Below are 19,140 nucleotides of genomic sequence, written 5' to 3'. Positions count from 1 at the left end.
TCTGGATCGCCGCCGAGTACCAGTCCGATGAGGAACTGGCCGAGGAGATGAGCCAGCTCATCTACTGGACCCAGGTCATGATGGTCGCCCGCGGGCTGACCCCCGACGACATCTACAAGAACCTCTAAGGAGACCACTCATGATCAAGATCGCCGTCCCCAACAAGGGTTCGCTGTCCGAGGCCGCCGTGGAGATCCTCCGCGAGGCCGGCTACAAGGGCCGCGGTGACAGCCGTGCCCTGGCCGTGTTCGACCGTGCCAATGACGTGGAGTTCTTCTTCCTCCGCCCGAAGGACATCGCCATCTACGTGGCCAACGGCCAACTCGACATGGGCATCACCGGCCGTGACCTGGCCCTCGACTCCGGCGCCCAGGTCGATGAGCTGCTGCCCCTCGGCTTCGGTGCCTCCACCTTCCGTTACGCCGCCCCGGCGGACGAGACCTGGACCGTCGAGGACCTGGCGGGCAAGCGTATCGCCGCGGCCTACCCGAACCTGGTCAAGAAGGACCTGGCCGCCCGCGGCATCGAGGCCGAGGTCATCCGTCTCGACGGCGCGGTGGAGATCTCCATCAAGCTGGGTGTGGCCGACGCCATCGCCGACATCGTCTCCACCGGCAACACCCTGCGCACGCAGGGCCTGGCGCCCTTCGGTGATCCGCTGGTCACCTCCGAGGCCGTCATGGTCGGCCGCCGTGGCATGGAGCTCACCTCCGAGCACAACCTCATCCTGCGTCGTATCCAGGGTGTGCTCACCGCGCAGAACTACCTCATGATCGACTACAACATCGCCCGCAGCGAGCTAGAGGAGGCCTCCGCCGTCACCCCGGGTCTGTCCGGCCCGACGGTCTCCCCGCTGTCCCGCGACGACATGGTCGCCGTGCGTGCCCTCGTGCCGCGCAAGGGCGTCAACGCGGTCATGGACCAGCTCGATGAACTGGGGGCCGAGGCCATCCTCGCCTCGGAGCTGCGGATCGCCCGTATCTAGCAGGTCCGGGCGGTCGGACGGACATGGTTGAGCTGGGTCGGACCCCGGGAACACCACAGGGCTAAGATGGGCGTATTGCACCCGTTCCAGTGAGAGGATCCCCGTTCACCATGGCGAAGTCCACCAAGCAGGACACCCCCGACGCGCCGACGAAGTCAGTCGTCCGGAAGACCCGCACCGAGGAGGATCTCCTCGGTTTCCTGGAGGTCCCGGTCAATGCCTACTACGGCATCCACACGATGCGCGCGATGGACAACTTCCAGATCTCGCGCACCACGATCAACCACGTGCCGGAGTTCATCCGCGGCATGGTGCAGGTGAAGAAGGCCGCGGCGATGGCCAACCGTCGTCTGCACACGCTGCCCGCCAAGAAGCACGAGGCCATCGTGTGGGCCTGCGACCAGATCCTCGATGAGGGTCGTTGCATGGACCAGTTCCCGATCGACATCTTCCAGGGTGGCGCCGGCACCTCGGTGAACATGAACACCAACGAGGTCATCGCGAACCTCGCACTGGAGTACCTGGGGGAGGAGAAGGGCAGCTACGACATCATCAACCCCAACGATGACGTCAACATGTCCCAGTCCACCAACGACGCGTACCCGACCGGTTTCCGCCTGGGCCTCTACGCGGCGCTGTCGACCCTCATCCAGCAGATGGACGCCCTGCAGAAGTCCTTCCGCGAGAAGGGCCGCGAGTTCCAGGACATCCTCAAGATGGGCCGCACCCAGCTGCAGGACGCCGTCCCGATGACCCTCGGTGACGAGTTCAACGCCTTCGCCCACAACCTGGCCGAGGAGCAGGCCGTCCTGCGCAACGCCGCCGACCGTCTGCTCGAGGTCAACCTCGGTGCGACCGCCATCGGCACCGGTGTGAACACCCCGGCCGGTTACCGTCACCAGGTCACCGCCACCCTCGCCGAGGTCACGGGCCTGGACATCAAGTCCGCCCTGGACCTCATCGAGGCGACCTCCGACACCGGCGCCTACGTCCACGCCCACTCCGGTGTGAAGCGCGCCGCCATGAAGCTGTCGAAGATCTGCAACGACCTCCGTCTGCTCTCCTCCGGTCCGCGTGCCGGCCTCAACGAGATCAACCTGCCGCCGCGTCAGGCCGGTTCCTCGATCATGCCGGGCAAGGTCAACCCGGTGATCCCCGAGGTGGTCAACCAGGTCTGCTTCAAGGTCTTCGGCAACGACCTCACCGTCACCATGGCCGCCGAGGCCGGTCAGCTGCAGCTCAATGTCATGGAGCCCGTCATGGCCGAGGCCATGTTCCAGTCCATCCGCATCCTGGGCAACGCCGCGGTGACGCTGCGTGAGAAGTGCGTCGAGGGCATCACCGCCAACGAGGACGTCTGCCGCGCGTTCGTGGAGAACTCCATCGGCATCGTCACCTACCTCAACCCGTTCATCGGCCACCACAACGGCGACCTCGTCGCCCGTGAGGCCGCCGTGACCGGCCGCTCCGTCAAGGACATCGTCCTGGAGCGGGAGCTCATGGACGAGGAGACCCTCTCCCGCGTGCTGAGCAAGGAGAACCTCATGCATCCGGAGTTCCGCGGTCGTCTGTACCTCGACAACCAGTAGTACCCCGCAACAGTGCCCGTTTGTGTGTGATTACACACAAACGGGCACTTTTTGCGTCGAGAAGCTGGGTTTTGCCTGTGGTCGGACCATAGGCTTGTGGTTATGCTGCTCGCCCTCCAGATACTCATCGTCCTGGGTGCCATCGTCCTCGGCGCCCGCCTGGGTTCCGTCGCCATCGGCTTCGCCGGTGGTCTCGGCGTGCTCCTCCTCAGTCTCACCGGTGTGCCGGTCACGGCCGCGGACATCCCCTTCGACGTCATCGGCATCATCATGTGCGTCATCGCCGCGATCTCCGCGATGCAGCGCGCCGGCGGCATGGACTACCTCGTCCACCTGGCCGAACGCTTCCTGCGCCGCAACCCCCGCCAGATCACGCTGTGGGCGCCGGTGGTCACGTGGCTGATGACGGTCTTCGCCGGCACCGGCCACACGGCGTTCTCCACGCTGCCGGTCATCGTCGAGGTGGCCAAGGAGGGCGGGGTACGCCCCTCCCGCCCCCTGTCCGTGGCGGTGGTCGCCTCCCAGATGGCCATCGTCGCCTCGCCGCTGTCCGCCGCGGTCGTCTTCATGGCGTCCCTGCTGGAACCGCGGGGCGTCAGCTACCTCACGCTGCTGGGAGTGATGCTGCCCGCCACCTTCCTCGCCATCTTCCCGACGGCCCTGCTCACCAACCACCTGGGCAGGGAACTTGCCGACGACCCCGTCTACCGCGACCGCCTGGACAAGGGACTGGTCCGCATCCCGCAAGCCGCGGAGGACTGGCACCCGCGCCCGGGGGCGAAGGCCTCGGTGTGGATCTTCCTCGCGGCGATCATTGGCGTCATGGTCTACGCCACCGCGATCTCCGAGCAGGTGGGCCTCATCACGGACCCGACGCTGCCGCGCAACGAGGCGATCATGACCATCATGCTCGCCGCCGCCACCGTCATCGTCCTGGTCACCCGCATCCCGGCGGACGAGATCATCAAGACCCAGGTGTTCCGTTCGGGCATGTCCGCCTCCGTCTGCGTGCTCGGAGTCGCCTGGCTGGGCACGACCATCATCAACGAGTACATCGACGAGATCCAGGTCCTCGCCGGTGACGTGCTGGCCGCTCGCCCGTGGCTGCTGGCCGTGGTGCTCTTCTTCGCCGCCGCCCTCCTGTACTCGCAGGCCGCGACGGCCAAGGCCCTCATGCCGGCGGCCCTGGTCATCGGCGTGTCCCCGCTGACGGCCCTCGCCGCCTTCCCCGCCGTGTCCGCCCTCTTCGTCCTGCCGACCTACCCGACGCTGCTGGCCGCCGTCGAGATGGACGACACCGGCTCCACCCGCATCGGCCGCTTCGTCTTCGACCACCCCTTCATCATCCCGGGCGTGGTCAACATCACCCTGTCCATCGTGCTCGCCTACGCCTTCGGCGCGGTCCTCCTCTGATACCTGACCAGAAGCCCATGACGGCCAGGACACAGCCCCGCACCGATGTCGACATCGCCCAGGCCCACACCCTGGAACCCATCACCGAGATAGCCCACCGGGCGGGGATCCCGCCGGAGGCCCTCATCACCTACGTGCCGACGAAGGCCAAGGTGGACATCACCCGACTGCGTCCGCAGCGGGAGAGTCGGGGAGTCGGCAAGCTGGTCCTGGTCACCGGAATCTCCCCGACACCGGCGGGGGGAGGGCAAGTCCACGGTCCTCATCGGACTCGCCGACGTCCTGACACGCCTCGGCCACACCGCCGCCGCCGGCGCTGCGTGAACCCTCCCAGGGGCCGGTCATGGGCATCAAGGGAGGTGCCGCGGGCGGCGGACACTCGCAGATCGTGCCGATGGAGGACATCAACCTCCACTTCACCGGCGACTTCCACGCGATCTCCACGTGCGTGAACTCATCCCCCGTACCGGGGCCGGATTCATCGTCGTGCTCACGGGTGCGGTGATGACCATGCCGGGACTGCCCGCGCGACCGGCGGCCGAGGGGATCGACATCGACGCGGACGGGCGGATCTCCGGACTGTTCTAGGGGGTCAGATGACCCGGCGCGCTCTGCGCAGGGAGATCAACAAGGCGCCGTCCGGGGGTGGTTGAACTGCAAACTCTGACTGTCAGTGCAGGTGGGATGCCTGAACGGGGGTATGTATATCAAAATGCCCGGGATATCGTCGGGCGACACAATGGGGTGGTAGGACCACATGTCGTGCTTCGTCAGAAAGGAATGCCATGTCCACCGCCACCCCTCCCGGGAACCGCACTGTTTTCGAACCTGTCGACCTTGGGCCGATCACCCTTCGTAACCGGACCATCAAGGCCGCCACCTCCGAGGGGCGATCGCCCGACGGCAAAGTGACTGACGAACTCATCGCCTTCCACGAGGGCTTCGCCAAGGGCGGGGTCGGCATGACCACGCTGGCGTACTGTGCCACCTCACCTGCCGGTTTCTCGGCGCCCGGTCAGATCCTCATGACCCGGGACGCCGTTCCGGGTCTGAGGGAGTTCACCGACACCATGCACCGGCACGGGGCGAAAGTCTCCGCACAGCTGGGGCATGCAGGCCCGGTGGCCAACAAGGCGATTACCGGGGAACGGCCGATGGCGCCGAGTCGATTCCTCAATCCGACATCGTTCCAGATCAGCCGGGGAATCGACAGGGCCGAGATCCAACAGGTCATCCGCGAGTTCGCGGACGCTGCAGAGATCGCCGTCGAGGCCGGCTTCGACTGTCTGGAACTGCACTTCGGACACCTGTATCTCCCCAGTGCCTTCCTGTCTCCGTGGATAAACAAACGCAATGACGAGTACGGTGGCTCGATCGGGAACCGCAGCCGCATGGTCCGGGAGATCGCGGCCGCTGTGAAGGACCGGGTGGGCGACGATGCGGCAATTATCGCCAAACTATCGATGACGGACGGCATCAAGGGCTCAATCACTCTGGCGGATTCGCTGCAGACCGCTGAGATGCTCGACGAGGACAATCACCTCGACGCCATTGAACTCACGCAGGGCTCCAGCGTTAAACGCCAGATGTACCTGTTCCGCGGTGATGTTCCCATTGACGGTTTCGCTGCCCAGATGAAGGAACCCTTCAAGACCGGCGTGAAACTGCTCGGTAAGCCGATTCTCGGAGAATTCGAGTACTACGACCTCTACATGTTCGAGGATGCCCGGCAGTTCGTGCGCAAGATGAAGAACACCAAACTGGTGCTCCTGGGTGGCCTGACCGAACTCGCCCACATGGAGACGGGCCTGAAGGAAGGCTTCGACTTCTTCGCCATGGGTCGTGCTCTGCTGCGAGAGCCGGACCTGATCAACCGCATCCAGGAGAGGCCTGACACCCGCAGCCTGTGCGATCACAACAACGCGTGCATGTTCACCGTTTACGGCACCACGCACTGCATTTACGAGCCCAACTACGCCATGAAGGAGTAAGGGGTCAGTCCGCCGTGGAGCCCGGCCAGCCCGGGTACTCCGGCGGGGTGCCGCCGAATGCCGGGCACAGCGACTGGAAGGAGCACCAGCCGCACAGCTTGGAGGTCTTCGGGCGGAAGCTGCCCGACTGTCCGTCGCCGGCGATCTTGCCCCACAGGTCGCCGAGGTCGCGTTCGAAGTACTCCAGCTCCTCCTTCGAGGGGGCGAGGAACATCGAGTCGAGGACCTTGAGGTACATCAGCCGCAGCTGGTGGGGGATCACGCCGTAGAGGCGCCAGTAGACCAGGGCGTAGAAGCGCATCTGGAACTGTGCGTCGTGGCTGTAGCGGGGGAGCGGCTTCTTGCCGGTCTTGTAGTCGACGACGCGGACCTCACCGGTCGGGGCGACGTCGACGCGGTCGATGAAGCCGCGCACCGGCACGCCGTTGGGCAGGACGGTGTCGACGTACATCTCCACGGCGTGGGCGTCGAAGCCCTGGGGGTTCTCCATCTCGAAGTAGCCGCGGAGCAGGGAGCGGCATTCGATGAGGAAGTCGAGCAGCGCGGACTCGGGCACGAGCTCGGCCAGTTCCCCGTCGGCGGCGACCATCTCCGCCCAGTGCGGCTTGAGCTGCTTGACCGCCGCCGGGTAGGTACGTTCCTCCCGCGGCTGGGCGTGCATGTACTCGAGCACCGCGTGCACCAGATTGCCCCTGACCTGGGGGAGTGTCTTGGGTTCCGGCAGCCGGTCGATGGCGCGCAGGCGGTAGAGGAGCGGGCACTGCTGGTAGTCGGAGGCGCGGGACGGGGACAGGGCGAGCGGGCGGGGTGCAGGCGTGGTCATGATGGCCACCACCTTATCCGTGGCAAGCTGGACACATGAACCAGACTCTCGACTTCCTCGACTTCATCGCCGCCAGCCCGAGTTCCTACCACGCCGCGCGCGTGGTGGCCGACCGGCTCATCGACGCGGGCTTCATCACCCAGGACGAGTCCGCCCCGTGGGACGCCACCCCGGGTGGGCACGTGCTGATCCGCGGTGGGGCGGTCATGGCGTGGTGGGTGCCGGAGGACGCCTCCCCGGACTCCGGGTTCCGCATCATCGGGTCCCACACCGACTCCCCGGGCTTCACCCTCAAGCCGGGTCCGGAGCTGTCGTCGGCGGGCTGGTCGCAGGCCGGCGTCGAGGTCTACGGTGGCCCGATCCTCGCCTCCTGGCTGGACCGCGAGCTCACCTTCGCCGGCCGGGTGGTGCTGGGGGACGGCTCGGTGCGGCTCGTCGACACCGGCCCGGTCGCCCGTATCCCGCACCTGGCGATCCACCTCGACCGCTCCAAGGAGCTCACCCTCGACCGCCAGCAGCACATGCAGCCGGTGCTCGGCCTCGTCGGGGAGGGGCACACCCCGGTGCTGGAGCTGGTGGCGGAGAAGGCGGGCGTCGAGAAGCAGGACATCGACGGCTTCGACCTCATCACCTGCGACACCCAGCCGGGCCAGGTGTTCGGCGCCGACGCCGAGCTCATCGCCGCGGGACGCATGGACAACCTCAGCTCGGTGCACGCCTCGCTGGTGGCGCTGCTCCACGCCGTGGAGTCCGGGGACACGGGTGACGACGTCCTCGTGCTCGCCGCCTTCGACCACGAGGAGGTGGGCTCCGCGTCGACGACCGGCGCGGCCGGCCCCATCCTCGAGGACGTGCTCACCCGGACGGCGGCGGCCCTGGGCGCGGACCTCGACGACACCCGGCGGATGTACACCCGCTCCAGCTGCGTGTCGGCGGACGCGGCACACGCGGTGCACCCCAACTACGTGGGCAAGCATGATCCGCAGCACCACCCGCTCATCGGCGGCGGCCCTGTGGTGAAGATCAACGCCAACCAGCGCTACGCCTCCGACGCGGAGACCATCGCCCGCTGGCGCCGCGCCTGCCGGGCGGCGGGCGTGCCCAACCAGGACTTCGTGAGCAACAACGCCATGCCCTGCGGTTCCACCATCGGCCCCATCACCGCGACGCGCCTGGGCATCCCGACCGTCGACGTCGGCGTGCCGCTGCTGTCGATGCACTCCGCCCGCGAGCTCGCCGGGGTACGGGACCAGCTGTGGTTCGCGGAGGCTCTTGAGGCATACTTGATTGGTTCCTGATCCCTCCAGCACGCACCAGCGAGGAGCCCCCATTGGCCTATTCCGGTCCCTTCCAGCCCGGTGACCGCGTCCAGCTCACTGACGCCAAGCGCAGGCACTTCACCCTGATCCTCAACCCGGGGGAGAAGTTCCACACCCACAAGGGCGAGATCCTGCACGACCAGATCATCGGCATGGACGAGGGCTCCGTCATCCAGTCCTCCCTGGGCGCGGACTACCTGCTGTTCCGGCACCTCATGGTCGACCACGTCCTGTCGATGCCGCGCGGTGCCGCCGTCATCTACCCGAAGGACTCCGCCCAGATCCTCGTGGAGGGCGACATCTTCCCCGGGGCCCGCGTGCTCGAGGCCGGCGCCGGTTCGGGCGCCCTGTCCATGGCGCTGCTGCGCGCCATCGGCCCGGAGGGTGAGCTGATCTCCTACGAGATCCGCGAGGACCACCTCGAGTTCGCCGAGTCCAACGTCGACGAGTACTTCGGCGGCCGCCCGCAGACCTGGGACCCGCGCCTCGGTGACCTCACCCAGGTCACCGTCGAGGATCTCGGCGGTCCCGTCGACCGCGTCATCCTCGACATGCTGGAGCCGTGGGAGTGCCTCGACGTGGTCAAGGAGGTGCTCATCCCGGGTGGTGTGTTCATGACCTACGTGGCCACCGTCCCGCAGCTGATGAAGGTGATGGAGGGCATCCGTGAGCGCCAGTGCTTCACGGAGCCGCGCGCCTGGGAGTCGCTGGTCCGCGAGTGGAAGGTCGAGGGTCTGGCGACCCGCCCGGAGCACCGCATGAACGCCCACACCGCCTTCCTCGTGCTCACCCGCCGCCTGGCCGACGGCGTCACCCCGCCGCGCCCGCAGCGTCGCGCCCGGAAGTAGCAGGCCGACCCGGGGTTGAACACCCTCCAGGTGGCGGGGGTTACAGTTGTGTCATGACTAACGCCCAGACCACCGATGAGAATGCCCTCCGGCGGGAGATCCAGACCCTGAGCAGCCGCAACGCGAAACTCGCGCAGCTGCTCAAGTCCTCGCGGGACAAGCTGAAGGATCTGTCCGCCCAGATCGACGCCCTCGGCGAGCCCGCCTCCACCTACGGCATCCACCTGGGCGGGGGAGTGGGCCGCGACGCCGAGGTCTTCACCGCGGGCCGCCGGATGCGCCTCAAGGTCTCCCCGGAGGTGGCGGACACCGACCTGGTGCCCGGCGCGCTGGTGCGCCTGGGTGAGGGGTCCATCATCGTCGAGGTCTGCGGTTTCCCCGACACCGGTGAGCTGGGCATGCTCACCGAGCGCATCGGGGCCGGGCGCGCGCTGGTGGCCAACGCCACGGGCGAGGAGCGCCTGGTCCGGCTGGCCGGGCCGCTGGAGAAGTCCGCGCGTGCCGGCGACACCCTGCTCGTGGACACGAAGGCGGGGGTGGCGCTGGAGCGCATCCCCAAGACGGAGGTCTCCCAGCTCTCGCTGGAGGAGGTGCCGGACGTCACCTACGCCGACATCGGCGGCCTCGACGAGCAGATCGAGCAGATCCAGGACGCCGTCGAGCTGCCCTTCTCCCACCCGGAGCTCTACCGCCGCTACCAGCTCAACCCGCCGAAGGGCGTGCTGCTCTACGGGCCGCCCGGCTGCGGCAAGACGCTCATCGCCAAGGCGGTGGCCAACTCGCTGTCCCGGCGGGTGGGCGACGGCTCGGCCAGCTACTTCCTCAACGTCAAGGGCCCGGAGCTGCTCAACAAGTACGTCGGTGAGACGGAGCGCCGCATCCGCCTCATCTTCGAGCGGGCCCGGGAGCTGGCGGGGGAGGGGCGGCCGGTCATCATCTTCTTCGACGAGATGGAGTCGATCTTCCGCACCCGCGGCTCCGGTGTGTCCTCCGACATGGAGACCACCGTCGTCCCGCAGCTGCTCACGGAGCTCGACGGCGTGGAGAACCTGGCCAACGTCATCATCATCGGCGCCACCAACCGCGAGGAGCTCATCGACCCGGCGCTGCTGCGCCCGGGTCGCCTGGACGTGAAGATCCGCGTCCAGCGCCCCACCCGGGACGGGGCGCGCGACATCTTCGAGCGCTACCTCACCGAGGAGGCGCCGCACGCGGTGCCGGTGGCGGAGTTGATCGAGGTGGGCGTCGAGAAGCTCTTCGAGCAGCGACCCTTCGTGGAGCTCACCCTCGTCGACGGTGAGGTGGAGGTCCTCGACTACTCGGACTTCGTGTCGGGCGCGATGATCGCCAACATCGTCGACCGCGCGAAGAAGCTGGCCATCAAGGACCACCTCGCCGGCGTCAGCGAGGACGGCGTCACGGTCGCGCACATCGAGGAGGCGGTCGCCGCCGAGCAGAACGAGTCCGAGGACCTGCCGAACACCGCGAACCCCGACGAGTGGTCGCGGATCGCGGGCAGGCACGGCAAGCGTGTCGTCCAGGCGCGAGTGATTGGTTAGGGTGTGACGACATGAGCAGATTCATGGGTACGGAGACCGAGTACGGCATCGCGACGCCCTCGGACCCGGGCATCAGTCCCATCCTCACCTCCACGCACGTGGTGGTGGCGTACGCCGCGCTGAACACGGGCGCGCGCTCCCGCTGGGACTACGAGGAGGAGTCGCCCCTGCGCGACACCCGCGGCTTCGACCTGCGCCGCTACCACACGGTGCCGGTCGTGGAGCCGGACGCGGTGGGTATCGCCAACGTGGTCACCACCAACGGCGCCCGTTTCTACGTCGACCACGCCCACCCGGAGTACTCCTCGCCGGAGGTGTCCAACGCCTATGACGCGATGGTCTACGACGCCGCCGGTGACGTCATCATGCGCAGGGCGGTGGCGAATGTGCAGGAGCTCTACGAGCAGGGCCTGAGCGTGCTCAAGCACCACGACCCGTGCCCGCCGCTGAAGATCTACAAGAACAACGTCGACGGCAAGGGCGCCTCCTACGGTGCGCACGAGAACTACCAGTACTCGCGCAAGACCGACTTCGAGGTGCTCACGCAGGCGCTCATCCCGTTCTTCGTCACCCGCAACGTCATCATCGGCGCGGGGCGCCTGGGCATCGGCGAGGCCGGGGAGCAGGACGGTTTCCAGATCTCCCAGCGGGCGGACTACTTCCACCAGGAGATCTCGCTGGAGACGACGCTCAACCGCGGCATCGTCAACACCCGCGACGAGCCGCACGCCAATGCCGTCCACTTCCGCCGCCTGCACACCATCGTCGGTGACGCGAACATGTCGCAGACGTCGACCTTCCTCAAGCTGGGCATGACCAAGCTGGTCATCGACGCCATCGAGAACGAGGTCGACTTCTCCGACCTGCGCCTGGCCGACCCGGTCGCCGAGATCAAGCGCGTCTCCCACGACCTCACGCTCACGCACAAGCTGCTGCTTCGCGACGGCCGCGAGCTCACCGCCCTGGAGATCCTCGCGGAGTACCGCTCGCGGGTGGTCGCGGTCGACGCCGTCGACGAGCGCGTCATCGCCCTGTGGGGCGAGGTCATGGACATGCTCGCCGACGACCCCCTGTCCACCTCCCACCTGCTCGACTGGACGGCCAAGTGGGCGCTGATCAAGGGCTACCTCGACCGTGGCGTCGACATCTCCGACCCGAAGCTCAAGCTCATCGACCTGCAGTACTCCGACATCGACCCCGCCAAGTCGCTCCACCACGCCCTCGTGCGCAAGGGACGCATGGTCACCCTGGCGACCGAGGAGGAGATCACCCGCGCCGCCGAGGAGCCGCCGGCCGACTCCCGCGCGTGGTTCCGCGGTGCCGTGTCCGCCCGGTTCCCGGACGACGTCATCGCCGCCAGCTGGCAGACGATGATTCTCAGGTACTCCGGCGGAACCGCCCGTTTCCAGACCAACGAGGTGGACAAGCTCACCCGGGAGCACGTCGGTGAGATCATCAACTCGGCGGCCGACACCGACGAGCTCATCGAGAAGCTCACGGCGATCGACTTCGCGCCTGACCACTACATCACCCACCACAACAAGCCCCACCAGAACTAGAAGGAGTTTCCCCCCATGACCGGACCCCAGTCCCAGATCTCCGCCGGCGGCGGCCACGACGACAGCGGCGACGACGCCTTCGAGGCCGGCCAGGCGCAGCTGAGCACCACCGGCACCGACGACCTGCTCGACGAGATCGACGGCCTCCTCGAGACCAACGCGGAAGAGTTCGTCCGTTCCTACGTGCAGAAGGGCGGACAGTAGTCCCTCATGACCTCACCCGTGTTCGCCCGCCGCATCGTGGGCGTGGAAACCGAGTACGGCATCACCGCGGTCGCCGGTGCGGGCGCGAGTTCGCTCACCCCCGACGAGATCGCGCGTTACCTGTTCCGTCCGATCGTCGAACAGTACGCCAGCTCGAACATCTTCACCCCCAACGGTTCCCGCCTCTACCTGGACGTGGGCTCCCACCCGGAGATCGCCACCGCCGAGTGCGACAGCCTCACCCAGCTGCTCAACCACGAGCAGGCGGGCGATCTCGTCGTCGATGAGCTGGCGCGACGCGCGGAGGAGGCCCTGGCCGCCGACCGCATCGACGGCCGCGTCTACCTGTTCAAGAACAACGTCGACTCGGTGGGCAACTCCTACGGCTGCCACGAGAACTACCTGGTCAGCCGGCACCTGCCGCTGCGTAACCTGGGCAAGCAGCTCCTGCCGTTCATGATCACCCGCCAGCTCATCTGCGGGGCCGGCATGGTCGGACGGGCGACGGGCGGCTACCAGCCGGGCTTCGTCCTCTCCCAGCGCGCGGACCAGGTGTGGGAGGGCATCTCCTCGGCGACGACCCGCGCCCGGCCCATCATCAACACCCGTGATGAGCCCCACGGCGACTCCAGCCGCTTCCGCCGCATGCACGTCATCGTCGGTGACTCGAACATGTCGGAGACGACGTTCGCGCTCAAGGTCGGCGCCACGCTGCTCGTCCTCGAGATGGTGGAGGCGGGCGTCGAGCTGCCCGACTTCGAGATGCACAACCCCATCGGCCACATCCGCGACATCGCCCGCGACATGACCGGCGGGACGCTGCTCGACCTCAAGGCCGGCGGCACCGTCACCGCCCTGGAGGTGCAGGAGGCCACCCTGGCCGCCGCCACGCAGTGGCTGGAGGAACGCCCCGACGAGGGCACCCCCACGGAGGAGCTGCGTCGCGTCGTCGACCTGTGGACCCGCCAGCTGGAGGCGATCCGCACGCAGGATTTCAGCCGGGTGGACCGCGAGATCGACTGGGTGATCAAGCTCAACCTGCTCAACCGCTACCGCGAACGCCTCGGCGAGGACTGGGGGCACCCGAAGCTCGCCCAGGTCGACCTCACCTACCACGACATCCGCCCCGGCCGCGGCCTGTTCCCGCTGCTGGAGTCACGCGGCCTGGTCGACCGCTGGACCACGGACGAGGCCATCCGGGAGGCCGTGGACACCGCCCCGCAGACCACCCGGGCCCGCCTGCGCGGACAGTTCATCGCCAGGGCCGGGGAGCTGGGGGTGCCCGTCACCACCGACTGGGTGCACCTCAAGGTCAACGAGCCGGAGCCTCGTGTGGTGGAACTGCTCGATCCTTTTGCGCCGGTTGATGAGCGCGTCGATGACCTCCTGGCATATCTTGAGGAGAGCGCCGCCACTGCGCGCGGCTGATCTCAACGTCAGGAGGCCCCATGGGCAGGCAGGACAGGGCGGTGCACCGCCTGACCAACCTCGTGTTCGCACTGCAGGAGGCGGACCGCCAGGGCGGGCGCATGCTCACCCCGGAGTGGATCCGGCGCAACGTCGACGGTTACGGCGACAGCAGCCCGGAGGCGTTCCAGCGCCGTCTCAACCGTGACATCATCACCCTGGGTCGCGCCGGCGTGCCGCTCGAGCAGCGCAGTGCCGGTGACAGCGGGGGCACGGCCTACCGGCTGCTCACCGACCGCTATGAACTCCCCGAGGTCTCCTTCACCCCGGAGGAGGCCGCCGTCCTCGGCATGGCCGGGGACCTGGGGGAGTCCAGCGAGCTGGGCGTGTTCGCCCGTTCCGGCTGGACGAAGCTGGCCGCCGCGGGCGTGCGCCGGGACCTCTCGGAGGCGCCGGTGTTCACTGCGGTCAACGACTCCCACCGTCTGTCCCCGGAGATCCTGGGCAACATCCTCACCGTCATCCGGGCGGGGCTGCGGATGTCCTTCGACTACGTCGCCACGCCCACCTCCGAGCCGGTGCGCCGCACGATGGACCCCTGGGCGCTGGTGCCGCTGCAGGACCGTCTCTTCCTCGTCGGCCACGACCTCGACCGTGACGCGCCCCGCGCCTTCCGGGTGCTGCGCATCGCCAAGGTCTACGGCAGGCGCACCCCGGCGACGCATCCGCGGCCGGAGGAGAACCTGCAGGAGGTCGTCGAGAAGTCCCTGCGTTCCCTCCAGCAGCGTGTCGACGCCGTGCTCACCATCCCCGAGGGCATGGCCCACGAACTCGCCGCGGCAGGGCAGCGGCGGGAGGACGGGCACACCGTGCTTCACGACGTCGACCGCACCTGGCTCGCCCGCACCGCCGCGGGATTCGCCCCCGACGTCATCGTCCACGAACCCGCCGACGTCCGCGCGGACGTCATCGCGCTGCTGAAGGGAGTGTCCCGGTGACCCGTCACATCGATTCCTCGACGAAACTCGACCGCCTCGTCCGGTCCCTCAACCTCATCCCGTACTTCCAGGCGCACCCGGACCGCAGCCTCATGGAGGCGGCGAAGGATCTGGGGCGTGACCCCGCGGAGCTCCAGCTGGAGATCCAGCGCCTGCAGTGCTGCGGGGTCGGGACCTGGCCGGAGGAGCTCGTCGACCTGGAGGCCAACTGGCAGCGGGTGTCCATCTCCAACTCGCAGGGCATGGACCGCCCCCTGCGGCTCACCCCGACGGAGGCCGGGGCGCTGCTGCTCACCCTCGAGTCGCTGGAGGCCATGCCGGGGCTCACCGACCGGGAGGCGGTGCTCTCCGCCGCGGCGAAGCTACGCACCATCATGGACAGCGGGGCCGTCGCCATCTTCGACTCCCTGGCGGCCGATGACCCCGCCGAGTCCACGCCGCAGGAGGTGCTCCGGGAAGCCATCTCCGGGGGCCGTCGCGTGGCTTTCACGTACCGTTCCATCTCCTCGGACACGACCCGGCGGCGGGAGGTCGACCCCGCGAAGATCTTCGTCACCGAGGGGGAGACCTATCTGACCGCCTGGGACGCGGAGGCCGGCCAGCACAAGAACTTCCGCGCCGACCGCATGAGTCAGGTCGAGGTCCTTGACCAGGAGGCCACCCCGCACCTGGACAAGCTGCCCTTCGACCCCGAGGACCCCTTCGGGTACCGGATGATCGCGCAGCAGGCCGATCTGCTCATCCACCCCGAGCACACCTGGCTGGCCGACTATTACCCCATCACGCTGGGCGGATCAGTCCCCGGAGAACCCGTGCCCGCCCGCATGCCCGTCGGGTCAGAGGCATGGTTCATCCGCTTCGCCCTCGGCCAGTCCGACCGGCTGAGCGTGACCGGTCCCGCCGACCTGGTCGCCGACGTCTCCCGCCGCGCGGCAGCGGCCCTGGCGGCGTATCATGACACGCCAGACAGTTAGCGCCGCAGAAGTGCTACCGTTGCCCTGATACACAGATCTCCACTGAAAGGCAGTCATGCCCAACATCGGTCCCACCGAGCTCATCATCATCGTCGTCGTGCTGATCCTGCTCTTCGGCGCCAAGAAGCTGCCGGACGCAGCTCGTTCCCTCGGACGCTCCATGCGTATCTTCAAGTCCGAGGTCAAGGAGATGAGCAACGACGACCAGCCGCAGCAGCCGCAGGGCCAGATCGCCCCGCCGCAGCAGCCGCAGCAGGCCTACTGGGATCAGCCGCAGAACCAGCCGCAGGCGCAGCCGCTGCAGCAGCCCCAGAACCCCCAGCAGTACCCGCCGCAGCAGGGTCAGCCGGGCCAGAACCCCGACTACCCGCAGCAGCCCCAGCAGCCGAACCAGCAGTAGGGCAGGTAGGCGTCGACAATGTCCCGGTCCGGTGACGTTTCCCAGCGACGCCCGCGGCTGAGCAGGAAGAAGAAGTCGCCCACCGGTGACATGTCCCTGGTGGAACACCTGCAGGAGCTGCGGCGTCGCGTCATCATTTCTCTGCTCGCCCTGCTGGGCGGCACCATCCTGGGTTTCCTCTGGTACCAGCACAGCCCCTTCGGGCTCATGCCGCTGGGTGAGATCCTCCGCGGCCCCTACTGTGCGCTGCCCCCGGAGAGCAGGGCGGACTTCACGGGCGGCGGCGAGTGTCGCCTGCTGGCGACCGGCCCGTTCGAGATGTTCATGCTCCGCCTGAAGGTGGGTGCGCTGGCCGGCCTGGTGCTGTCCTCCCCGGTGTGGCTGTACCAGATCTGGGCGTTCATCGTCCCGGGCCTGCACAAGAAGGAACGCCGCTCCACCTTCACCTTCGTGTCCCTGGCGGTGCTGCTGTTCGTCACCGGCGCCGTCATCGCCTACTTCGTCGTCCACTACGGCCTGTCCTTCCTGCTCACCATCGGTGACCAGACGCAGGTCGCCGCGCTGACGGGTGAGCGCTACTACAACTTCCTGCTGGCACTGCTGCTCATCTTCGGCGTCAGCTTCGAGGTGCCGCTCATCATCGCGATGCTCAACATCGTCGGCGTGCTCGAGTACGAGACGATCAAGGAGAAGCGCCGGATCATCATCCTGGTGCTCTTCGTGTTCGCGGCGTTCATGACGCCGGGCCAGGATCCTTTCTCCATGGTGGTCCTCGCGCTGTCGCTCACCCTGCTCGTCGAGCTCGCCATGCAGTTCGCGAAGTGGAACGACAAGCGCCGCGCGCGGAAGCGCCCCGAGTGGATGGACCTCGACGACGACGCGGCGTCCCCGCTGGACACCGCCCCCGCCCCGGTGGCCCGCCCCGCGCCGGTGGATTCACCAGGCGCGTTCGACGACGTCCTCTGACCCCTCCACGGCCCACGTTTTCAGTAACGTGGGTCTCATGAACGGTAACGTCAACCCCGGTTCCCACCTCGCTGAGTTCGCCTCGCGGTTCTCCTTCCCCCTGGATGATTTCCAGCTCCAGGGGTGTCGGGCAGTCGAGGAGGGACACGGGGTTCTCGTCTGCGCGCCGACGGGTGCCGGTAAGACCGTGGTGGGTGAGTTCGCGGTCTCCCTGGCGCTGTCGCAGGGCACGAAGTGTTTCTACACCACGCCGATCAAGGCGTTGAGCAACCAGAAGTTCAACGACCTGCGCAAGGACTACGGCGAGGACGTCGTCGGTCTGCTCACCGGTGACGTGTCGATCAACTCGCATGCGGAGATCGTCGTCATGACGACCGAGGTGCTGCGCAACATGATCTACGCCGGCTCCCCGACGCTGGACCGGCTCAGCCACGTGGTCATGGATGAGATCCACTACCTGGCCGACCGGGAGCGCGGGGCGGTGTGGGAGGAGGTCATCCTCAACCTCGACGAGTCGGTGAACATCATCGGCCTGTCGGCCACGGTGTCGAACTCGGAGGAGTTCGGCGACTGGCTGTCCACGGTCCGCGGCGACACGAAGGTCATCGTCACCGATCAGCGGCCTGTCCCGCTGGAGCAGTGGATGATGGTGGGCCGGAAGATCTACCCGCTCTTCGAGCCCGGCACGGGTGGTGAGGTCAACCGGGAACTGGAGCACGTGATCTCCCGCATGCAGGCGGAGGAGGCCGAGGAGGGGCGCGCCGACTACGAGTCCGGACGCGGTTTCCGGGCGCGTGCCGAGGGGCGCCGCTCAGGGATCAAGCGCCCGCAGGACCGGCGCCGCCCGGTGGGTCGCCCGGACGTCATCCGGGTGCTCCAGGGCCGTGAGATGCTGCCCGCGATCACGTTCATCTTCTCCCGCGCGGGGTGTGACGGCGCGCTGCACCAGTGCCTGCGCTCCAACCTGGTCCTCACCGACCACGAGGAGTCGAAGAGGATCGAGGAGATCATCGACCAGGGCGTCGAGGGCATCCCGGAGGAGGACCTCGAGGTCCTGCAGTTCTCGCAGTGGAAGGCGGCCCTCAAGCGCGGTTTCGCGGCCCACCATGCTGGTATGCTGCCGGCGTTCAAGCACATCGTCGAGAAGCTCTTCGTGCAGGGGCTCGTGCGCATGGTCTTCGCCACCGAGACCCTGGCCCTGGGCATCAACATGCCGGCCCGAACGGTGGTGCTGGAGAAGCTGGTCAAGTTCGACGGCGAGGGCCACGTCGACCTCACGCCGGGGCAGTACACGCAGCTGACGGGTCGCGCGGGCCGCCGTGGCATCGACGTCATCGGTCACGCCGTCGTCCAGTGGAGCCCGGCGATGGACCCGAAGGCGGTGGCGGGGCTGGCGTCGACACGCATGTACCCGCTGATCTCCACGTTCGCGCCCGGCTACAACATGGCCGTCAACCTGCTCGCCATGATCGGTTTCGAGCCCTCGCTGCGCCTGCTGGAGAAGTCCTTCGCGCAGTACCAGGCGGACGGGTCGGTCGTCGACGACGTCCGGGAGATCGAGCGTGCGGAGCACCGTGTGCGCGACCTGCGGGAGCAGCTTCTCGACGCCATCGGCACCTTCGCCCCGCCCGCCCGCGACGGGGAGGACCCGGCGGAGATGCTCATGGAGTACATGCAGCTGCGCAGGGATCTCACCGAGGAGGAGAAGTCCTCCCGCGTGCACTCCCTCGAGCAGCGCCAGCAGGAGACCATCACCCTGCTGGGCAAGATGCAGCTCGGCGACGTCATCGTCATCCCGGGGCGCAAGCACCCGGTGCTGGCGGTGGTGGACACCCCGGCGAACCAGACCCGCGACCCGCGCCCCTGGGTGACCACGGAGCAGGGCTGGTCGGGGCGCATCGACGCCTCATCCTTCAACAACCCGCCGCAGACCATCGGCCGGATGAAGCTGCCCCGCCGGGTGCTGGACAACCCGCGGCGCAACACCCGCTACATCGTCGACCAGTTCCAGCGCACCCGCTTCAAGCGGCCCGGGAAGATGCGGGAGAAGGCGCGTGTCCGGGACTCGAAGAAGGTCGTCGCCCTGCGCGAGGCCATGCGCAACC

General features: G+C 67.7%; 17 protein-coding genes and 2 pseudogenes. 18 read left to right on the top strand and 1 reads right to left on the bottom strand.

What is annotated here, in order from left to right:
• The 7 genes and pseudogenes from hisE to GXZ33_RS06700 all read left to right on the top strand — a co-directional run.
• Window positions 1-128, top strand: a pseudogene (gene hisE / locus GXZ33_RS06730) (phosphoribosyl-ATP pyrophosphatase); the annotation flags it as partial.
• A gap of 11 nt (window positions 129-139) precedes the next feature.
• The gene (gene hisG, locus GXZ33_RS06725; protein ID WP_291340078.1) at window positions 140-985 is read left to right on the top strand and encodes an ATP phosphoribosyltransferase; all 846 of its coding nucleotides are present in this window, start codon (window positions 140-142) and stop codon (window positions 983-985) included.
• Between the two features lie 110 nt (window positions 986-1,095).
• Window positions 1,096-2,574 carry an aspartate ammonia-lyase gene (gene aspA / locus GXZ33_RS06720; RefSeq protein ID WP_291340077.1) on the top strand — a complete coding sequence of 493 codons (1,479 nt, stop codon included), beginning with the start codon at window positions 1,096-1,098 and terminating at the stop codon, window positions 2,572-2,574.
• A 102-nt stretch (window positions 2,575-2,676) separates the two neighbouring features.
• Window positions 2,677-3,987 carry an anaerobic C4-dicarboxylate transporter gene (locus tag GXZ33_RS06715; protein WP_291340076.1) on the top strand — a complete coding sequence of 437 codons (1,311 nt, stop codon included), beginning with the start codon at window positions 2,677-2,679 and terminating at the stop codon, window positions 3,985-3,987.
• Between the two features lie 17 nt (window positions 3,988-4,004).
• Window positions 4,005-4,429: pseudogene (locus GXZ33_RS06710) on the top strand (formate--tetrahydrofolate ligase); the annotation flags it as partial.
• A 2-nt stretch (window positions 4,430-4,431) separates the two neighbouring features.
• A complete protein-coding gene (locus GXZ33_RS06705) occupies window positions 4,432-4,575 on the top strand; it encodes a formate--tetrahydrofolate ligase (RefSeq protein ID WP_291340075.1) in 144 nt (47 codons plus the stop codon).
• Between the two features lie 197 nt (window positions 4,576-4,772).
• A complete protein-coding gene (locus tag GXZ33_RS06700) occupies window positions 4,773-5,978 on the top strand; it encodes an NADH:flavin oxidoreductase (protein WP_291340074.1) in 1,206 nt (401 codons plus the stop codon).
• Between the two features lie 4 nt (window positions 5,979-5,982).
• On the opposite strand, the gene GXZ33_RS06695 is transcribed toward GXZ33_RS06700, so the two are convergent.
• Window positions 5,983-6,801: a RecB family exonuclease gene (locus GXZ33_RS06695; protein WP_291340073.1), complete on the bottom strand. Its 819-nt coding sequence runs from the start codon at window positions 6,799-6,801 to the stop codon at window positions 5,983-5,985.
• 35 nt (window positions 6,802-6,836) lie between these two features.
• On the opposite strand from GXZ33_RS06695, the gene GXZ33_RS06690 reads away from it, so the two are divergent.
• From GXZ33_RS06690 to GXZ33_RS06640, 11 genes are all read left to right on the top strand, one after another.
• The gene (locus tag GXZ33_RS06690) at window positions 6,837-8,099 is read left to right on the top strand and encodes a M18 family aminopeptidase (RefSeq protein ID WP_291340072.1); all 1,263 of its coding nucleotides are present in this window, start codon (window positions 6,837-6,839) and stop codon (window positions 8,097-8,099) included.
• 32 nt (window positions 8,100-8,131) lie between these two features.
• Window positions 8,132-8,968: a tRNA (adenine-N1)-methyltransferase gene (locus GXZ33_RS06685; protein WP_291340071.1), complete on the top strand. Its 837-nt coding sequence runs from the start codon at window positions 8,132-8,134 to the stop codon at window positions 8,966-8,968.
• Between the two features lie 53 nt (window positions 8,969-9,021).
• Window positions 9,022-10,527, top strand: a complete 1,506-nt coding sequence (arc, locus tag GXZ33_RS06680; protein WP_291340070.1) for a proteasome ATPase — start codon at window positions 9,022-9,024, stop codon at window positions 10,525-10,527.
• Between the two features lie 11 nt (window positions 10,528-10,538).
• Window positions 10,539-12,086: a depupylase/deamidase Dop gene (gene dop, locus GXZ33_RS06675; RefSeq protein ID WP_291340069.1), complete on the top strand. Its 1,548-nt coding sequence runs from the start codon at window positions 10,539-10,541 to the stop codon at window positions 12,084-12,086.
• Between the two features lie 15 nt (window positions 12,087-12,101).
• Window positions 12,102-12,290 carry a ubiquitin-like protein Pup gene (locus tag GXZ33_RS06670; RefSeq protein ID WP_291340068.1) on the top strand — a complete coding sequence of 63 codons (189 nt, stop codon included), beginning with the start codon at window positions 12,102-12,104 and terminating at the stop codon, window positions 12,288-12,290.
• A gap of 6 nt (window positions 12,291-12,296) precedes the next feature.
• The gene (gene pafA / locus GXZ33_RS06665; RefSeq protein ID WP_291340067.1) at window positions 12,297-13,718 is read left to right on the top strand and encodes a Pup--protein ligase; all 1,422 of its coding nucleotides are present in this window, start codon (window positions 12,297-12,299) and stop codon (window positions 13,716-13,718) included.
• 20 nt (window positions 13,719-13,738) lie between these two features.
• Window positions 13,739-14,695 carry a WYL domain-containing protein gene (locus GXZ33_RS06660; RefSeq protein WP_291340066.1) on the top strand — a complete coding sequence of 319 codons (957 nt, stop codon included), beginning with the start codon at window positions 13,739-13,741 and terminating at the stop codon, window positions 14,693-14,695.
• The gene (locus tag GXZ33_RS06655; protein ID WP_291340065.1) at window positions 14,692-15,669 is read left to right on the top strand and encodes a WYL domain-containing protein; all 978 of its coding nucleotides are present in this window, start codon (window positions 14,692-14,694) and stop codon (window positions 15,667-15,669) included. The genes GXZ33_RS06660 and GXZ33_RS06655 overlap by 4 nt, the downstream gene beginning before the upstream one ends.
• 55 nt (window positions 15,670-15,724) lie before the next feature.
• Window positions 15,725-16,069, top strand: a complete 345-nt coding sequence (gene tatA / locus GXZ33_RS06650) for a Sec-independent protein translocase subunit TatA (RefSeq protein WP_291340064.1) — start codon at window positions 15,725-15,727, stop codon at window positions 16,067-16,069.
• A gap of 90 nt (window positions 16,070-16,159) precedes the next feature.
• The gene (gene tatC / locus GXZ33_RS06645; RefSeq protein ID WP_291340079.1) at window positions 16,160-17,035 is read left to right on the top strand and encodes a twin-arginine translocase subunit TatC; all 876 of its coding nucleotides are present in this window, start codon (window positions 16,160-16,162) and stop codon (window positions 17,033-17,035) included.
• A gap of 37 nt (window positions 17,036-17,072) precedes the next feature.
• On the top strand, window positions 17,073-19,140 hold a 2,068-nt coding region (locus tag GXZ33_RS06640), incomplete at its 3' end, for a DEAD/DEAH box helicase (protein WP_291340063.1).

It is taken from the genome of Corynebacterium sp. (assembly GCF_012838985.1).
Classification (GTDB): Bacteria; Actinomycetota; Actinomycetes; order Mycobacteriales; family Mycobacteriaceae; genus Corynebacterium.
This window is presented reverse-complemented; position numbering and strand designations above follow the sequence as displayed.